The 14,569-nt window shown below is 69.6% G+C and carries 14 protein-coding genes; 5 read left to right on the top strand and 9 right to left on the bottom strand.

The features are described from left to right. Nucleotides 1–32: 32 nt before the first annotated feature. Nucleotides 33–533 carry a disulfide bond formation protein B gene (locus tag V5F49_RS20435; RefSeq protein ID WP_394115110.1) on the bottom strand — a complete coding sequence of 167 codons (501 nt, stop codon included), beginning with the start codon at nt 531–533 and terminating at the stop codon, nt 33–35. 281 nt (nt 534–814) lie between these two features. Between V5F49_RS20435 and irrA the strand changes: the two genes are divergently transcribed. Continuing rightward, nucleotides 815–1,354, top strand: coding sequence for an iron response transcriptional regulator IrrA (irrA, locus tag V5F49_RS20440; protein ID WP_394115111.1), 540 nt, complete (start codon nt 815–817; stop codon nt 1,352–1,354). A gap of 256 nt (nt 1,355–1,610) precedes the next feature. On the opposite strand, the gene V5F49_RS20445 is transcribed toward irrA, so the two are convergent. From V5F49_RS20445 to ccmA, 4 genes are all read right to left on the bottom strand, one after another. Beyond that, on the bottom strand, nt 1,611–2,900 hold the full coding sequence (locus V5F49_RS20445; protein ID WP_394115112.1) for a lytic murein transglycosylase: 1,290 nt from the start codon (nt 2,898–2,900) through the stop codon (nt 1,611–1,613). 21 nt (nt 2,901–2,921) lie between these two features. Next, complete coding sequence (murI, locus tag V5F49_RS20450) at nt 2,922–3,833, bottom strand: glutamate racemase (protein ID WP_394115113.1); 912 nt, start codon at nt 3,831–3,833, stop codon at nt 2,922–2,924. Nucleotides 3,834–3,924: 91 nt separating this feature from the next. Beyond that, a complete protein-coding gene (gene ccmB, locus V5F49_RS20455; RefSeq protein WP_394115386.1) occupies nt 3,925–4,593 on the bottom strand; it encodes a heme exporter protein CcmB in 669 nt (222 codons plus the stop codon). Beyond that, nucleotides 4,593–5,207 (bottom strand): heme ABC exporter ATP-binding protein CcmA, encoded by a 615-nt coding sequence (gene ccmA, locus V5F49_RS20460; protein WP_394115114.1) that lies wholly within the window; start codon nt 5,205–5,207, stop codon nt 4,593–4,595. Before ccmA ends, ccmB begins: the two co-directional genes overlap by 1 nt. Nucleotides 5,208–5,384: 177 nt before the next feature. Between ccmA and acnA the strand changes: the two genes are divergently transcribed. From acnA to V5F49_RS20475, 3 genes are all read left to right on the top strand, one after another. Then, a complete protein-coding gene (gene acnA, locus V5F49_RS20465) occupies nt 5,385–8,081 on the top strand; it encodes an aconitate hydratase AcnA (protein WP_394115115.1) in 2,697 nt (898 codons plus the stop codon). A 172-nt stretch (nt 8,082–8,253) separates the two neighbouring features. Beyond that, a complete protein-coding gene (locus tag V5F49_RS20470; protein ID WP_394115116.1) occupies nt 8,254–8,988 on the top strand; it encodes a DUF1223 domain-containing protein in 735 nt (244 codons plus the stop codon). Between the two features lie 586 nt (nt 8,989–9,574). Beyond that, nucleotides 9,575–9,946 carry a DUF2794 domain-containing protein gene (locus tag V5F49_RS20475; RefSeq protein WP_394115117.1) on the top strand — a complete coding sequence of 124 codons (372 nt, stop codon included), beginning with the start codon at nt 9,575–9,577 and terminating at the stop codon, nt 9,944–9,946. A 98-nt stretch (nt 9,947–10,044) separates the two neighbouring features. Here the strand turns inward: V5F49_RS20475 and purB are convergent, their stop codons facing one another. Then, nucleotides 10,045–11,352, bottom strand: coding sequence for an adenylosuccinate lyase (gene purB / locus V5F49_RS20480; protein ID WP_394115118.1), 1,308 nt, complete (start codon nt 11,350–11,352; stop codon nt 10,045–10,047). 140 nt (nt 11,353–11,492) lie between these two features. Between purB and V5F49_RS20485 the strand changes: the two genes are divergently transcribed. Then, nucleotides 11,493–11,885 (top strand): hypothetical protein, encoded by a 393-nt coding sequence (locus V5F49_RS20485; protein WP_394115119.1) that lies wholly within the window; start codon nt 11,493–11,495, stop codon nt 11,883–11,885. On the opposite strand, the gene V5F49_RS20490 is transcribed toward V5F49_RS20485, so the two are convergent. The 3 genes from V5F49_RS20490 to V5F49_RS20500 are packed head-to-tail and all read right to left on the bottom strand — an operon-like array spanning nt 11,872 to nt 14,530. Beyond that, nucleotides 11,872–12,834 (bottom strand): bile acid:sodium symporter family protein, encoded by a 963-nt coding sequence (locus V5F49_RS20490; protein WP_394115120.1) that lies wholly within the window; start codon nt 12,832–12,834, stop codon nt 11,872–11,874. The genes V5F49_RS20485 and V5F49_RS20490 overlap by 14 nt on opposite strands. Nucleotides 12,835–12,889: 55 nt before the next feature. Further along, nucleotides 12,890–14,173, bottom strand: coding sequence for a DNA polymerase IV (locus V5F49_RS20495; RefSeq protein ID WP_394115121.1), 1,284 nt, complete (start codon nt 14,171–14,173; stop codon nt 12,890–12,892). A gap of 30 nt (nt 14,174–14,203) precedes the next feature. Then, nucleotides 14,204–14,530 (bottom strand): DUF3572 domain-containing protein, encoded by a 327-nt coding sequence (locus tag V5F49_RS20500; RefSeq protein ID WP_394115122.1) that lies wholly within the window; start codon nt 14,528–14,530, stop codon nt 14,204–14,206. Nucleotides 14,531–14,569 lie beyond the last annotated feature (39 nt).

Consider the following 14,569-nt stretch of genomic DNA (forward strand, 5'->3'; position numbering starts at 1 on the left):
CCATCGAACGGTACGTCGCGACCGGGCGGGCCTTATGCCGCGCCTGCGTCTTTGCGGCGGGTTGTCGCGCCCGTGAAGGCCACGACGGCGAGGCCGGCGGCGATCAGCGCGTTCCAGCCGGCCATGGAGAGGCCGAACAGCCGCCACGCCGCCTCGTCGCAGCGCGGCACCCGCGCCCCCTTCAGCGCGCCCAGCACGTTGCCGGTCATCACCGGCGCGCCGGTGCAGGTGGTGGGGCCTTCCCACAGGCGCCATTCCACGCCGGCGTGGAAGATGGCGATGCCCATGTTGATCACCATGGCGAGGCCGAGAAGGCCGAGGATGACCTGCGCCACGCGCACTCGTCCGCCCCGCGCCGCGCCATAGGCCACAAGGCCCAGCGGCACGGCGACATAATAGGCGATGCGCTGGTCGAGGCAGAGCGGGCAGGGCGCAAGGCCTACCACCAGCTGGAAGTACCAGGCCGCCGCGAGGGCGAGCGCCGAGCCTGCCACCACGAGCAGGGCGGCGGTTTCATCGAGACGCTGGAGCACGGGCTCTGTCCTCCGGGCCGCCCTTCGCGGACGCCCTTCCCCGCAGGGGCGATTAGACCGCGACGCGCCCCGTGTCCATCAGGCGCGGACCCCGATATCGCGCATGTGAGGCCGGCCCGCGCGCCGGCCGGCCACCTTGGAATACTTCTTACTCAAGGGCACCTCTATGGCGCGGCTGTTCGCAGTGCGGTATAAAGTTGCAAGTCGTCTTCGGAGGCATTCGCATTGCGTTTCTCCGGCGCCGGCATATTTTGGTGATAGCTACGAAGATTGCAGCCGAAATGAACGAGATGACCCAGACCCGATCCATGATTGGCGTTCCGGCGCCCGCCGAAGGGCAGGACGAGCCGGTTCTGCCCGTGGCCCAGCTGCGGGACATCAACTCGGCCCGCCGTACGGGCTGTCCGTTCCATGACGTGCGCGAGATGCTGAAGGAGGTGGGCCTGCGGCCGACCCGCCAGCGTCTGGCGCTGGGCTGGCTGCTGTTCGCCAAGGGCGACCGGCACGTGACGGCGGAAATCCTGCACGAGGAAGCCATCAAGGCGCGCTTCCCAGTGTCCCTCGCCACCGTCTACAACACGCTGCACCAGTTCACCGAGGCCAGCCTGCTGCGCGAGCTCGCGGTGGATGGCTCGAAGACCTATTTCGACACCAACGCGTCCGATCACCATCACTTCTTCCTGGAAGGCCAGAACGACCTGATGGACATCCCCGCGCGCGAGGTCCACGTGGACCTGCTGCCCGAGCCCCCCGAGGGCTATGAGGTGGCGCGCGTGGACGTGGTGGTGCGCCTGCGCCGCAAGGGCTCGACCCGCGGCTGACCTGCGGACGCTGCGCGGTCGCGACGACCCGGGTCGGCTGCCCCGGTCCTGCGACGGCGCGAGAAACGGAAAGGCTGGCGTCGCGCCGGCCTTTTTTGTGTCTGGCGCCCGCCCGTGCCGGGCTTTTTGTTTCTGGAGCCCGCCCGTGCCGGCCTTTTTTGTGTCTGGAGCCCGTCCATGCCGGGCATGGTCGCGCGCAGGAGGCCGAATCGCGCCGTCCTGTCGGCCCTGAAGCAGGCGGGAGAGAGCGGCGGTCCTACCGCCCCTGCCGCAGCGCCGTGAGGACGGCGATGGAGGCGTAGCCGTCCGCCGGGGCGATGCCGGCCTTCTGCTGGAACGCCCGCACGGCGCGCATGGTATCGGCGCCCACCCGCCCGTCGGTGCCTCCGGTGTCGAAGCCTGCGGCCGTGAGGCGCTGCTGCACCTCCTGCAGCTCCTGCAGGGTCAGCGCCCGCTCGCCGCCGGGCCAGGGCGTCACGAACGGCCCGTCGCCCATGATCCGGTCACCCAGATGCACCACCGCCAGCGCATAGTTGGACGACGGATTGTAGGAGCGCACGGCGTAGAAGTTGTGCAGCAGCAGCAGCGCCGGCCCGCCGGGTCCGCCCGGCAGCCACAGGCGCGCCGGCTCGTCGTAGCCGCCGAGCGACTGGCCCTCGACGGTGACGAGCCCCATCTCGCCCCACTGGGAGAGGGGGCGGCGGGTCTTGTTGTCGGCAAAGTCGGTGTTGAAGCCCATGGGTAGCTTGGCCTCGAAGCCCCAGGGCTCGCCGCGGCGGTATTTGCCACGCTTCACCAGATAATTGGCGGTGCCGGCGAGGGCGTCGTCGGGCTTGCCGAAGGGCGAGATGCGCCCGTCGTTGTCGAAGTCGACGCCCATGTTCAGCCACACCTCGGGCATCCACTGGGTGTGCCCCATGGCGCCGGCCCACGAGCCGGTCATCTCCTGCGGCGTGCCCCAGCCGCGCTCGACGATGACGAGGGCGTTGAGAAGCTCCGTCTCCCAGTACTTGCGGCGGCGGGCGTCGCCCCAGGCGAGGGCGGAGAGGGAGGGGAACACCGGCTTCATGTGCGCCGGATTGCTCAGCACGTCGCCGAACGCGCTCTCCATGCCCCAATAGCCGAGCATGACGCGGCGATCGACGCCGAACGCCGTCTCGATGCGCTCCAGCAGGCCGGCATACTGGCGCGCCCGCTGCTTGCCGGTGCTGATGCGCCAGTCGGAGACGCGGCGGTTGAGGTACTGCCAGGTCTGCTCGGTGAACTCGGCCTGGTTGCGGTCCTGCGCGTAGACGCTGGTATCCGGCTTCAGGCCATTGAACACGCGGTTGTAGGTGGCGTCCGAGACGCCGCGGGCGCGGGCTCGGGCCCGGAAGGTCTCCACCCATTTGGGGAAGGATTGCGCCGACTGCTGCGCGAAGGCGGGCGTGGTCGGCGCAAGGCCACCCACGAGCCCGCCCGCCAGCCCGGCGACGAGCGCGGTGGTGAAGGAGCGGCGGTCGATGGCGCGCGGATGGGGGGCGAGGCGGTCGGTGTCGCGGGTCATGTCGGCCCTCGGCAGGAGAGGTCAGCTGGCGGCGGCGAGCGGCGTCCCGGCCGGCGCCAGCACCTCGGGCGCGGCCATTGGCCGTCCCAGGATGGGTTGAATGCGGGCCGTCTCGAACGGCCGCAGCGTGGACAGGAGCCGCACCGGCTCCGGCACATCGGGCGCGACACCGGCGCCGATCAGCTGCGTCACCCGCCGGGCGATGGCGGGCGCGGGATCGACGAAGGTGACCGGCCACGGGGCAAGCTGCGCCAGCCGGTCGACGATGAGCGGATAATGGGTGCAGGCGAGCACAACCGTATCGGTCCGCCGGCCGCCGGCGGAGACGAAGCAGGGGGCGATCTCGGCGGCGATCTCGGCGTCGTCCACCGCCTCGCCGGCCATGGCGGCCTCGGCGAGGGCGGCGAGGCGGTCGCTGCCCACGAGGGCGACATCGCAGCCGGCGGCGAACTCCCGCACCAGCGCGGCGGTATAGTCGCGGCGCACGGTGCCGGGGGTTGCCAGCACGCTGACCCGCCGGGTGCGCGAGGCGATGCAGGCCGGCTTGATGGCCGGCACGGTGCCGACGAAGGGAATGGAATGGCGCGCCCGCAGCGCCGGCAGGGCCAGCGTGGAGGCGGTGTTGCAGGCGATCACCACCAGATCCGGCGCCACCTGCGCGATCAGGCGGTCCATCACGTGATCGACCCGCGCCACCAGCTTGTCGTCGGACAGGGCGCCATAGGGGAAGGCGGCGTCATCCGCCGCATAGACGAAGCGCGCATCGGGGCGCACCCGGGCCACCTCGCGGAACACGGACAGCCCGCCGACCCCGGAATCGAAGACGAGAATGGTCGGCGCGCGCTCCGCCTCGATGGCGGTCGTGGCGCTGGGAACCGGGGCAGGGGCGTTCACGACATGGCTTTCGATGGCGACAGGCAGGACGGTTGCCATGACTTATCCTCAACGGCACGGGCGAGATTGTGACGCCGTCACCGTAAAGGAAGGGTGAGCAGGACATTCCGTAGCGGAATGTCCCGCCGTTTCAGGCCCGCGATGCCCGCAGCGCCGCAGCAGCGGCCACCGGGCCCAGCACCAGCGAGAACAGGGAGAGGCCCGCCAGCACCCGGAACGGCGTGCCGAACGGCACCGGCCCCGTCACCGCCGCCTGAGTCGCCGACACGGCGAAGATGAGCACCGGAATGGCGAGCGGGATGACCAGCACCGCGATCAGCAGCCCACCGCGCCGGAACGCGCCCGCAAAGGCCGCGCCCACCAGCCCGAGGAAGGTGACGGCGGGGGTCCCCACCAGCAGGGTCAGCACCACCGCGCCGATGGCCGCCGGTTCCAGATTGAGCATCAGCGCCAGCACGGGCGCGGCCAGCACCAGCGGCAGGCCGGTGGCCAGCCAGTGGGCGAGGCCCTTGGCCGCGGCGGCCAGCTCCAGCGGCAGGGCCGAGAGCATCATGGCGTCGAGGGAGCCGTCCTCCGCATCGGCCGCGAACAGGCGCTCGAGGCCGATCAGGCTCGCCAGCAGCGCGCCGATCCACAGGATGGCCGGGCCGATGCGGGCCAGCAGCACGAGGTCCGGCCCCACCGCGAACGGCATCACGGTGACCACGCTGAGGAAGAAGACCACGCCGAGGCCCGCGCCTCCGCCGGAACCGAGGGACAGGGCGAGGTCGCGCCGCACGATGGCGAGGAAGGCGCCCATCATGCCGCCACCCGCCCGAGCCGCATCTCGTCCGTCTCGCCAAGGTCGAGCGGCGCATGGGTGGCCGCGACCAGGATGCCGCCTTCCGCCAGGTGCGCGCGCCCGAAAGCAGCGAAGCGCGCCTGTGCTTTCACGTCCAGCGCGGTGGTGGGCTCGTCGAGGATCCACACCGGCCGGCGCGACACCAGCAGCCGGGCGATGGCGAGGCGCCGCTTCTGCCCGGCCGAGAGCACCGCCGCGCGCAGGCGGCCGAGCCCGCCGAGGCCGACCTCCTCCAGCGCGTCCTCCACCGCAAGCCCGGACGGCCCCAGCACGGTGCGCCAGAACGACAGGTTGGCCGCCACCGTCAGGGCGCCCTTCACCGCGTCGTCGTGCCCGAGATAGTGGATGTGCTCGCCCACGGCGCCGTCGTCGGCGCCGTCGAGGCGGACCTGTCCGGCGGTGGCGCCGAGCAGGCCGGAGAGGATGCGCAGCAGCGAGGACTTGCCGGCGCCGTTGGGCCCGACCACCAGGAGGGCGCGGCCCGGCTCGGCGCGCAGGTCGAGGTTCTCGAACAGCAGCTTGAAGCCCCTGCGGCACCCCAGCTTTTCACCCACCAGAGCCGTCACGGCCATGGGCAGTTGCCCCCTGCTTTTGATGCATTGCACATTAGCTGTTGTTAGCGCATGACCGCGCTTTGAAATGGCTCTATAAAGCCCTCGAACCGCGCCGTCCAAGGTGGCTCAGCCGATGCTGCCTCGCCACAAGCGGCGTCTCGGCTGGGTCGATCATCGAACCGGAGTTATCGCGCCGTGACTTCCCTCGACAGCTTCAAGTGCCGGACCACCCTGACGGTAGACGACAAGGAATACGTCTATTACAGCCTTGAGCTGGCCGAGAAGAACGGTCTTCCGGGCGTTTCGGCCCTGCCGTTCTCCATGAAGGTGCTGCTCGAGAACCTGCTGCGCTTCGAGGACGGCCGCTCCGTCACGAAGGAAGACGTGATCTCCGTCGCCGACTGGCTGAACAACCGCGGCAAGGCGGAGAAGGAAATCGCCTACCGCCCCGCCCGCGTGCTGATGCAGGACTTCACCGGCGTTCCGGCCGTGGTGGACCTCGCCGCCATGCGTGACGCGATGGTGGCCCTCGGCGGCGAGCCGGCCAAGATCAATCCGCTGGTCCCGGTGGACCTCGTCATCGACCATTCGGTGATCGTCAACTTCTTCGGTGACAACAAGGCGTTCGGCAAGAACGTCGAGGAAGAGTACAAGCAGAACCAGGAGCGCTATCGCTTCCTGAAGTGGGGCCAGAACGCGTTCGACAACTTCCGCGTCGTCCCGCCCGGCACCGGTATCTGCCATCAGGTGAATCTCGAATACCTCGCCCAGACGGTGTGGACCCGCAAGGAAGACATCAACGGCAAGAAGGTCGAGGTCGCCTATCCCGACACGCTGGTGGGCACCGACTCGCACACCACCATGGTCAACGGCCTCGGCGTGCTCGGCTGGGGCGTGGGCGGCATCGAGGCCGAGGCGGCCATGCTCGGCCAGCCCATCTCCATGCTCATCCCCGAGGTCATCGGCTTCAAGCTGTCCGGCAAGCTGAAGGAAGGCATCACCGCCACCGACCTCGTGCTCACCGTCACCCAGATGCTCCGCAAGAAGGGCGTGGTGGGCAAGTTCGTCGAGTTCTACGGCCCCGGCCTGGAGCACCTCTCCCTCGCCGACCGCGCCACCATCGCCAACATGGCCCCGGAATACGGCGCCACCTGCGGTTTCTTCCCGGTGGACCGCGAGACCATCGACTATCTCGACGAGACCGGCCGCAAGGACAGCCGCGTCGCGCTGGTGGAGAAGTACTCCAAGGCGCAGGGCATGTGGCGCAAGAAGGAGACCCCCGATCCGGTCTTCACCGACACGCTGGAGCTCGATCTCGACACCGTGCTCCCGTCCCTGGCCGGCCCCAAGCGCCCGCAGGACCGCGTGCTGCTCTCCGACACCAAGACCGGCTTCCTCTCCGCCCTGGAAGGCGAGTTCAAGAAGCCCGGCGAGGCGGCCAAGCGCGTGCCCGTCACCGGCACCGACTACACGCTCGGCCATGGTGATGTGGTGATCGCCGCCATCACCTCCTGCACCAACACCTCCAACCCCTCGGTGCTGATCGCCGCCGGCCTCCTCGCCAAGGCGGCCGCCAAGAAGGGCCTGAAGTCCAAGCCGTGGGTGAAGACCTCGCTGGCGCCCGGCTCGCAGGTGGTGGAAGGCTACCTGAAGGCCGCCGGCCTGCAGGAGTATCTGGACGAGGTGGGCTTCAATCTGGTCGGCTTCGGCTGCACCACCTGCATCGGCAATTCCGGCCCGCTGCCGGAGCCGATCTCCGAGGCCATCAACAAGAACGACCTCGTCGCCGGTGCCGTCATCTCCGGCAACCGCAACTTCGAGGGCCGCGTGAACCCCGACGTGAAGGCGAACTACCTCGCCTCCCCGCCGCTGGTGGTGGCCTATGCGCTGGCCGGCTCGCTGCAGGTCGACCTGACCACCGAGCCGCTCGGCACCGACAAGGACGGCAAGCCCGTGTTCCTCAAGGACATCTGGCCGTCCAACAAGGAAGTCGCCGAATACATCCGCGAGAACGTCACCAAGAAGATGTTCAAGGAGAAGTATTCCGACGTGTTCAAGGGTGACGAGCACTGGCAGAAGATCGAGGTGCCCACCGGCCAGACCTACGCCTGGCAGGATGCCTCGACCTATGTGCAGAACCCGCCCTATTTCGTCGGGATGCAGAAGACCCCCGAGCCGGTGAAGGACATCATCGACGCGCGGATCATGGGTCTGTTCCTCGATAGCATCACCACCGACCACATCTCGCCGGCTGGCTCCATCAAGCAGGCGTCGCCGGCGGGCAAGTACCTGATCGACCATCAGGTCCGCCCGGTGGACTTCAACCAGTACGGCACCCGCCGCGGCAACCACGAAGTCATGATGCGCGGCACCTTCGCCAACATCCGCATCAAGAACCAGATGGTGCCCGGCGTGGAAGGCGGCGTGACCATCCACTACCCGGACGGTGCGCAGCTGCCCATCTACGACGCGGCCATGCAGTACAAGGCCGAGGGCGTGCCGCTGGTGGTGTTCGCCGGCAAGGAGTACGGCACCGGCTCGTCGCGTGACTGGGCCGCCAAGGGCACCAAGCTGCTCGGCGTGCGCGCCGTGGTCGCCCAGTCCTTCGAGCGTATCCATCGCTCGAACTTGGTGGGCATGGGCATCGTGCCGCTGGTGTTCAAGGACGGCGAGAGCTGGCAGACCCTCGGCATCAAGGGCGACGAGATCGTCACCCTCAAGGGCATCGAGGGTGACCTGAAGCCCCGCCAGACCCTGACCGCCGAGGTCAAGTTCGCCGACGGCTCGGTGAAGAACGTCGACCTCATCTGCCGCATCGATACGCTGGACGAGCTCGACTACTTCCGCAATGGCGGCATCCTGCCCTACGTGCTGCGCTCGCTGGCGGCCTGATCCGCCCCGGCCTGATGCAATGAGACATGCCGGCCCGGTCGTTCCGGGCCGGCATTTTCATGTGTGGTGCCCTGCGCCCCGATACCGCCGTGACACCCCATTGTGACTGGTGCGGCGGGCGTCGGTCGGGTATCCCGAAGCGGTCTTCCGCTCCCAGCAGAACGTATTCTGAATGATGAGATCGCTACGTCCCGCCCTCGCGCTCGCGCTTGTCCTCCTCGCCGGTCCGGCGCTGGGGCAGAGCCAGCCGAAGGTCGTGGCGGAGCTGTTCACCAGCCAGGGATGCTCCTTCTGTCCGCCTGCCGACGCGCTGCTCAACGAGCTGGCGAAAGACCCGCAGGTGCTCGCGCTGACCCTTGCGGTGGACTACTGGGACTATGTCGGCTGGAAGGACACGCTGGCGCTGCACGGCCATTCGCTGCGCCAGAAGGCCTATGCCGACCAGCGGCCGGACAAGAAGGTGTTTACGCCCCAGCTGGTGGTGGATGGCCTTCACGCCGCCAAGGGCAGCGATCGCGCTGCCGTGCAGCGCGCGCTGATGACCGCGCGCAGCGACGGCGGGCTGAGCGTGGCCATCACCGTGCAGCGCGACGGCGACATGCTGGAGATCACCCTGCCGCATGAGGCGGGGCTCGGCGAGGGCGTCGATCTGTGGGCCTGCCCGGTGGCGCGCAGCCAGACGGTCGCCATCGGCCGCGGGGAGAATGTCGGGCGCAACGTCACGTACGCCAATGTGGTGCGTGGCTGGGTCCGCGTGGCGTCGTGGCAGGGCGATGCGCGGCGCTTCCGCGTGCCCCTGAAGGATCTGCAGCGCGACGGCGCCGATCAGGTGGCGGTGCTGCTGCAGAAGGGCACCCCCGCCACGCCGGGGCGCATCATCGGTGCCACCATGACCCCGCTGGAGTGACGCGGCGCGTCGTTTCCAAAATCCATGGCCCGTATCCTGCGCCGCATGGATGGCGCCCTGCGCCCTGCGAAGCCGCCTGATACGGTCCGCGTCGGCTGGGCCGTGCCCTTCATGCGACTCGTGGACTGCCCAGCTTCGCCCTCGCCCCAGCTTCGCCCTCGCCCTCGGGGGAGGGAGGCTTTCGCCCGGACAGGCGGCGGCGCAAAAAAAGAGGCCGCCAGAGGCGGCCTGATCTTGGGGGTCTGAAGTCGGTGCGTAGCAGTGGCCGGTTCGCGCGCACCCCGGGGGGCTGGGGGGCTGGGATAGACCGGAGCGCCTCGCGAACCGGCCCTGCTACGCAAATGAAGATCGCGCCGGGCCGCGGCGCGCGATTGACCGAATTCCGGCGACACTGTGATTTCATTGACGTTGGCGTGATCGCTACCCTGACACCGTTTCAGGCGGCGAGCCAGCCGGCTACCGAATGCGCTTGAAACCCTGCCGTGCCGGGGCGATCATGGTGCGGTAATCCGGCCGGGTCGTCTCCAACCGGCTCCGCGCGACGGGGCAGGGGAGCAGGCAGCCCGTCAGCGGCAGAGGAGGCCCGATGGGAGACGTCGAACCCATATCCCTGTCCCGCCGCGGCGCCACGCCGGTCCAGCCCGCGGCGCCGGCCGCCGCTCCGCTCAAGGTCACGTTCGACCGCCGGGAGCTGGATCGCATCCTCGATCTGTACGGACGCATGGTCGCCCAAGGTGAATGGCGGGACTACGCCATCGACTTCCAGCGCGACAAGGCGGTGTTCGCCATCTACCGCCGCAGCATGGATGTCCCTCTCTACCGCATCGAGAAGGACCCCCGCCTTGCCAGGCGGCAGGGCATGTATGCCGTTGTCTCGCAGACCGGCCTGATCCTGAAGCGCGGGCATGAGCTGCCGCGCGTGCTGGCGGTGCTGGAAAAGCCGCTCCGCACCATCTGAGCGGCGCGGGGCGCCGGCGGCAGACATGAAAATGGCCGGGCAAGCCCGGCCATTTCGCGTTGGTCCTTTTTGGCGCCGTGCCGGACGACACCCTCCGGTCAGGCCCGGCCGAACACCCGCTTGAAGATGTTGTCCACGTTCTTGAAGTGGTAGCCGAGGTCGAACTTCTCGTTGATGTCGTCTTCCGAGAGGTATTTGCGCACGTCCGCATCGTTCAGCAGGAAGGTGCGGAAGTCGCCCTCGCCGCGCCAGACCTTCATGGCGTTGCGCTGCACGAGGCGATAGCTGTCCTCGCGGCTCGCGCCCTTCTGGGTGAGGGCGAGCAGGACGCGCTGGGAGTGGATGAGGCCGCCCAGCTTGTCCATGTTCTTCTGCATGTTGTCGGTATGGACGACGAGCTTGTCCATCACGCCGGTGAGGCGGGCGAGGGCGAAGTCCAGCGTCACGGTGGCGTCGGGGCCGATCATGCGCTCGACCGAGGAGTGGGAGATGTCCCGCTCGTGCCACAGGGCCACGTTCTCCAGCGCCGGCGTCACATAGGCGCGCACCATGCGGGCAAGGCCGGTGAGGTTCTCGGTGAGCACCGGGTTGCGCTTGTGCGGCATGGCCGAGGAGCCCTTCTGCTCGGGCGAGAAATACTCCTCCGCCTCCAGCACCTCGGTGCGCTGCAGGTGCCGGACCTCGGTGGCGAGCCGCTCCACCGAGGAGGCGACGACGCCCAGCACGGCGAAGAACATGGCATGCCGGTCGCGCGGGATGACCTGGGTGGAGACGGTCTCCACCTTCAGCCCCAGCTTGGCCGCCACATGGGCCTCAACGGCCGGATCGATATGGGCGAAGGTGCCGACGGCGCCGGAGATGGCGCAGGTCGCGATCTCCTCGCGCGCGGCGACGAGGCGGGCGCGGCAGCGCTGGAACTCGGCGGCGGCGATGGCGAGCTTCACGCCGAAGGTGGTCGGCTCGGCGTGGATGCCGTGGGAGCGGCCGACCGTGGGCGTCAGCTTGAACTCGAACGCCCGGCGCTCCAGCACGGCCAGAAGCTTGTCCACGTCGGCGATCAGCAGGTCCGCGGCGCGGGCGAGCTGCACGGCGAGGCAGGTGTCCAGCACGTCGGACGAGGTCATGCCCTGGTGGACGAAGCGCGCCTCCGGCCCCACGAACTCGGCGAGGTGGGTGAGGAAGGCGATGACGTCGTGCTTCACCTCGCGCTCGATCTCGTCGATGCGCTCCACATTGAACTCGGCCTTGCCGCCCAGCTCCCAGATCTTGGCGGCGGCTTCCTTGGGAACGATGCCAAGTTCCGCCATGGCGTCGGCGGCATGGGCCTCGATCTCGAACCAGATGCGGAAGCGGGCCTCGGGGGACCAGATGGAGGCCATTTCCGGCCGGCTGTAGCGCGGGATCATCGTTCAGTGCTCGTGCAATCTCAGGGCAGGCCAGCGATCTAGCAGAAAGGCGGCGCCACGGGTAGCCGCCGGGCGTGTGCCGACTTGCCAATACACGCAATGAGCGCGTCAATCTGTGCCCTCAATCTGAGGGGCGACACATGGCACTCACGCCCTTGCGCTCGGCGAGTCTTCTCGCCGACACGCTGGTCAACCGACTGGCGCGCGATCCCTCGCAGGTCGAGCAGATCAAGGCGAATCCGGACCTGATCCGCGCCTATGACGCGGAGGCCACCAAGGCCTCCGACGAGGAGGAGAAGCGGGTGGTGGAGCGCTCCGCCGTCGCGCCGGATTCGCGCATCTACCGGCTGGTGGTGAAATCGCCGGGCGGCTGCGTGACCGGCGCGGTCATCGCCATGCTGATCATCACGGTCGCGAGCCTGTGGATCGGCGGCGACAAGACCAGCATTCCCATCCCTGACGGCCTCGTTGCGCTCGCTTCGGCGGCGGTCGGGGCGCTGGCGGGGCTGCTGACCCCCGTCAGCCGGGCGTGACGGCGTCGTCGCGGATGCGGCGCGCCAGCGGCAGCAGGGCGAGCGGCAGCAGATAGATGGGAAACTGCGCCGCGCCCACATAAAGCCAGGTGTCCGGCGGCAGGGCCGCGCCCGTCGCCGCCACCATCACCGAGATGTTGCGATGCCCGGCCGCAAAGCCGAGGGTCAGCGCATCGCCCGCGCCGACGCTGCGGAACGCGAGCAGCGTCAGGCCCATGCCCGCCACCGACAGGCCGAAGGCGAGGGCCACCAGCCCGGCCATGAACGCCGGGCGATCCAGGAACGCGACGGTCACCCCGTCCATCAGCCCGAAGGCCAGGAGGCCGAGCAGCAGCACGTTCAGCCCGTCCAGCGGCGCGCGCGTCGCGGCGATGCGCTCCACCCCCGCCAGCCGGCGCAGGGCGAGGCCCGCCGCCGCCGGGCCCGCCACCACGCCGCCCAGGCGCAGGGCAAGGCCCAGCGGATCGATGGACAGCGCGCCGTGGGAAAAGTGGCCCACCAGCGTCGGCGCGGTCAGTGGCGTCATCGCCATGGCGCCCACCATCACCGCCAGCACGAGGCGCGCATCCAGCCCCAGCATCAGCGCGAACGCAGGCGCGGACATGATGGGCGGCGCGCACGCCTGCATCAGCACCGCCAGCGTCACCGCCGAAGGCTCTCCCAGCGCCTGGGCGGCGAAGCCCACCGCCAGCGGCAGCGCGAGCATGGTCCAGGCGATGGCTGCGAGCGCCGCCGGCCCGCGCCGCCCGCCGAGCGCGCCGGAGACATCGGTGCGCACGAAGGAGAGGGTGAGCAGCGCGAGAATCACGGGCACGATCAGCGGCTTGGCCAGACCGGCAAGGGTCGGGAAGGCGAGACCGCCGAACACGCTGAGCGCGACCGCGGGCGCGCTCCTGCGGCCGAGGGCGCCGAGCGCGCGGACGGGAAGGGAGAGGAGGGGCATGGACATACCTTGTCCTCCTACCTAGCGCGTTTCGGGCCTGCTCGGATACCGCCGGATGGCCTCACCGTTTCCTGCGGCGGTCGGTGGTGGCGTCGAGGAGGATGCCGCGGGAGATCGCCTCCCGGCCGAACTTGGCGCGCAGCGCGTCCATGGCGGTCTCGGTGGCCTTGATGCGCTGGGTGGAGGTGTCCACCAGATCCGCCGGGTCCGCCTCCGTGATGGGGCAGAGGTCGGACACGCCGACGCCGATGAGGCGGAACAGCGTGCCGTCCGCCTCCCGCGCCAGCAGCTCGTGGGCGGCGGCGTTGATGCGGGCGGCGAGGCTGGTGGGCGCCTCCAGCATGCGCGAGCGGGTGCGCAGGCGGAAGTCGGCCGTCTTCAGCTTCAGCGTCACCCCCCGGCCGGCGAGGCCGGCGCGCTTGAGCCGGTCGCTCACTTCTTCGGAGAGCGCATAGAGCGTCTGCTCCAGCGGGCGAAGCGCGCCCATGTCGCGCTCGAAGGTGGTTTCGGCCGAGACGCTCTTGGCCTCCCGCGCCGGCTCCACGCTGCGGGTGTCGATGCCGAAGGCGAGCCGGGCAAGGCGCAGCCCTTCCGCACCGTAGCGCCGGGCGAGGTCGCTGGCCTCGGCACGCTGCAGGTCGCCGATGGTGGCAAAGCCGTCGCGCGCCAGGCGCCCGCCGAAGGCCGCGCCCACGCCCCAGATGAAGGTGACCGGCCGGGGCGCGAGGAAGGCCGGCGCCTCCTCCAGCGACAGCACCGAGAAGCCGCGCGGCTTGTCGAGGTCGGAGGCGGTCTTGGCGAGGAACTTGTTGGGCGCGAGGCCCACCGAGACGCTGATTCCCACCTCTTCCTCCACCCGCCGGGCGAAGCGGGCGAGGGTGCGGGCGGGGCTGGCGCCATGCAGCGCCTGCGTGCCCGACAGGTCGAGGAAGGCCTCGTCGATGGAGAGCGGCTCCACCAGCGGGGTCAGCTCCTGCATCAGGGCGCGGACCTGCCGGCCGGCGACACGGTATTTCTCCATGTTCGGCTTCAGCACCACCGCTTCCGGACACAAGGCGAGGGCCTTGAACATGGGCATGGCGGAGCGCACGCCGCGGATGCGCGCGATGTAGCAGGCGGTCGAGACCACGCCCCGCTTGCCGCCGCCGATGATGAGCGGCACGTCGGCGAGGCTCGGGTCGTCGCGCTTCTCCACGGCGGCGAAGAAGGCGTCGCAATCCACATGGGCGACGCTGAGCCGGTCGAGCGCGGCGTGGCGCACCAGACGTGGGCTGCCGCAGGCCGGGCAGCGCAGGCCGTGGGGCGCATCGGCGAGGCAGTCGCGGCAGAAGCCGGGCGCGCTCATGGTCGCGCGCTCCGCCGCGCCGGGCCGCGCCTACATGGGCCGGCGCACCGTCGCATCGGGATCGAACGGCGGAGCGAGGATGTCGTGGGCGCCGGCTACATGCTTGGGCTCGAGGCCCTTCTCGGCGGCGAAGGCGAGCAGCATCTGTTCGTCCGAGAGGAGGAAGGCGAGCACGCCCGCGCCGAAGTCGCGCCGGCCGGCGGCCTCGCGCAGGGTGGCGGGGGAGAGGCCGGTCTCGGCCAGGAACCGCACGAGGCGCTCCCCGTCGGCGGCGATGAAGGCGAGAGCCGAGACGGCCACCTCCTGCGCCGCGTCACGCTGCGCCTTGAGGCCTCTCGGTTTGTCCTGAAACGGCATTTGCGCTTCCGCAAGGAATGGGGTCTAGCTGTCCCATTC

Origin of the sequence: Xanthobacter lutulentifluminis, assembly GCF_043194675.2 — a bacterium.
Lineage (GTDB): Bacteria > Pseudomonadota > Alphaproteobacteria > Rhizobiales > Xanthobacteraceae > Xanthobacter.

Excerpts from the sequence above, each read along its gene's own strand:
- purB (WP_394115118.1), bottom strand. The coding sequence starts at position 11,352 with ATGATCCCGCGCTACAGCCGGCCGGAAATGGCCTCCATCTGGTCCCCC.
- murI (WP_394115113.1), bottom strand. The coding sequence starts at position 3,833 with ATGGCAACCGTCCTGCCTGTCGCCATCGAAAGCCATGTCGTGAACGCC.
- V5F49_RS20485 (WP_394115119.1), top strand. The coding sequence starts at position 11,493 with ATGGCACTCACGCCCTTGCGCTCGGCGAGTCTTCTCGCCGACACGCTG.
- V5F49_RS20490 (WP_394115120.1), bottom strand. The coding sequence starts at position 12,834 with ATGTCCATGCCCCTCCTCTCCCTTCCCGTCCGCGCGCTCGGCGCCCTC.
- ccmA (WP_394115114.1), bottom strand. The coding sequence starts at position 5,207 with ATGGCCGTGACGGCTCTGGTGGGTGAAAAGCTGGGGTGCCGCAGGGGC.
- irrA (WP_394115111.1), top strand. The coding sequence starts at position 815 with ATGAACGAGATGACCCAGACCCGATCCATGATTGGCGTTCCGGCGCCC.
- V5F49_RS20445 (WP_394115112.1), bottom strand. The coding sequence starts at position 2,900 with ATGACCCGCGACACCGACCGCCTCGCCCCCCATCCGCGCGCCATCGAC.
- V5F49_RS20500 (WP_394115122.1), bottom strand. The coding sequence starts at position 14,530 with ATGCCGTTTCAGGACAAACCGAGAGGCCTCAAGGCGCAGCGTGACGCG.
- V5F49_RS20470 (WP_394115116.1), top strand. The coding sequence starts at position 8,254 with ATGATGAGATCGCTACGTCCCGCCCTCGCGCTCGCGCTTGTCCTCCTC.
- V5F49_RS20475 (WP_394115117.1), top strand. The coding sequence starts at position 9,575 with ATGGGAGACGTCGAACCCATATCCCTGTCCCGCCGCGGCGCCACGCCG.
- ccmB (WP_394115386.1), bottom strand. The coding sequence starts at position 4,593 with ATGGGCGCCTTCCTCGCCATCGTGCGGCGCGACCTCGCCCTGTCCCTC.
- V5F49_RS20495 (WP_394115121.1), bottom strand. The coding sequence starts at position 14,173 with ATGAGCGCGCCCGGCTTCTGCCGCGACTGCCTCGCCGATGCGCCCCAC.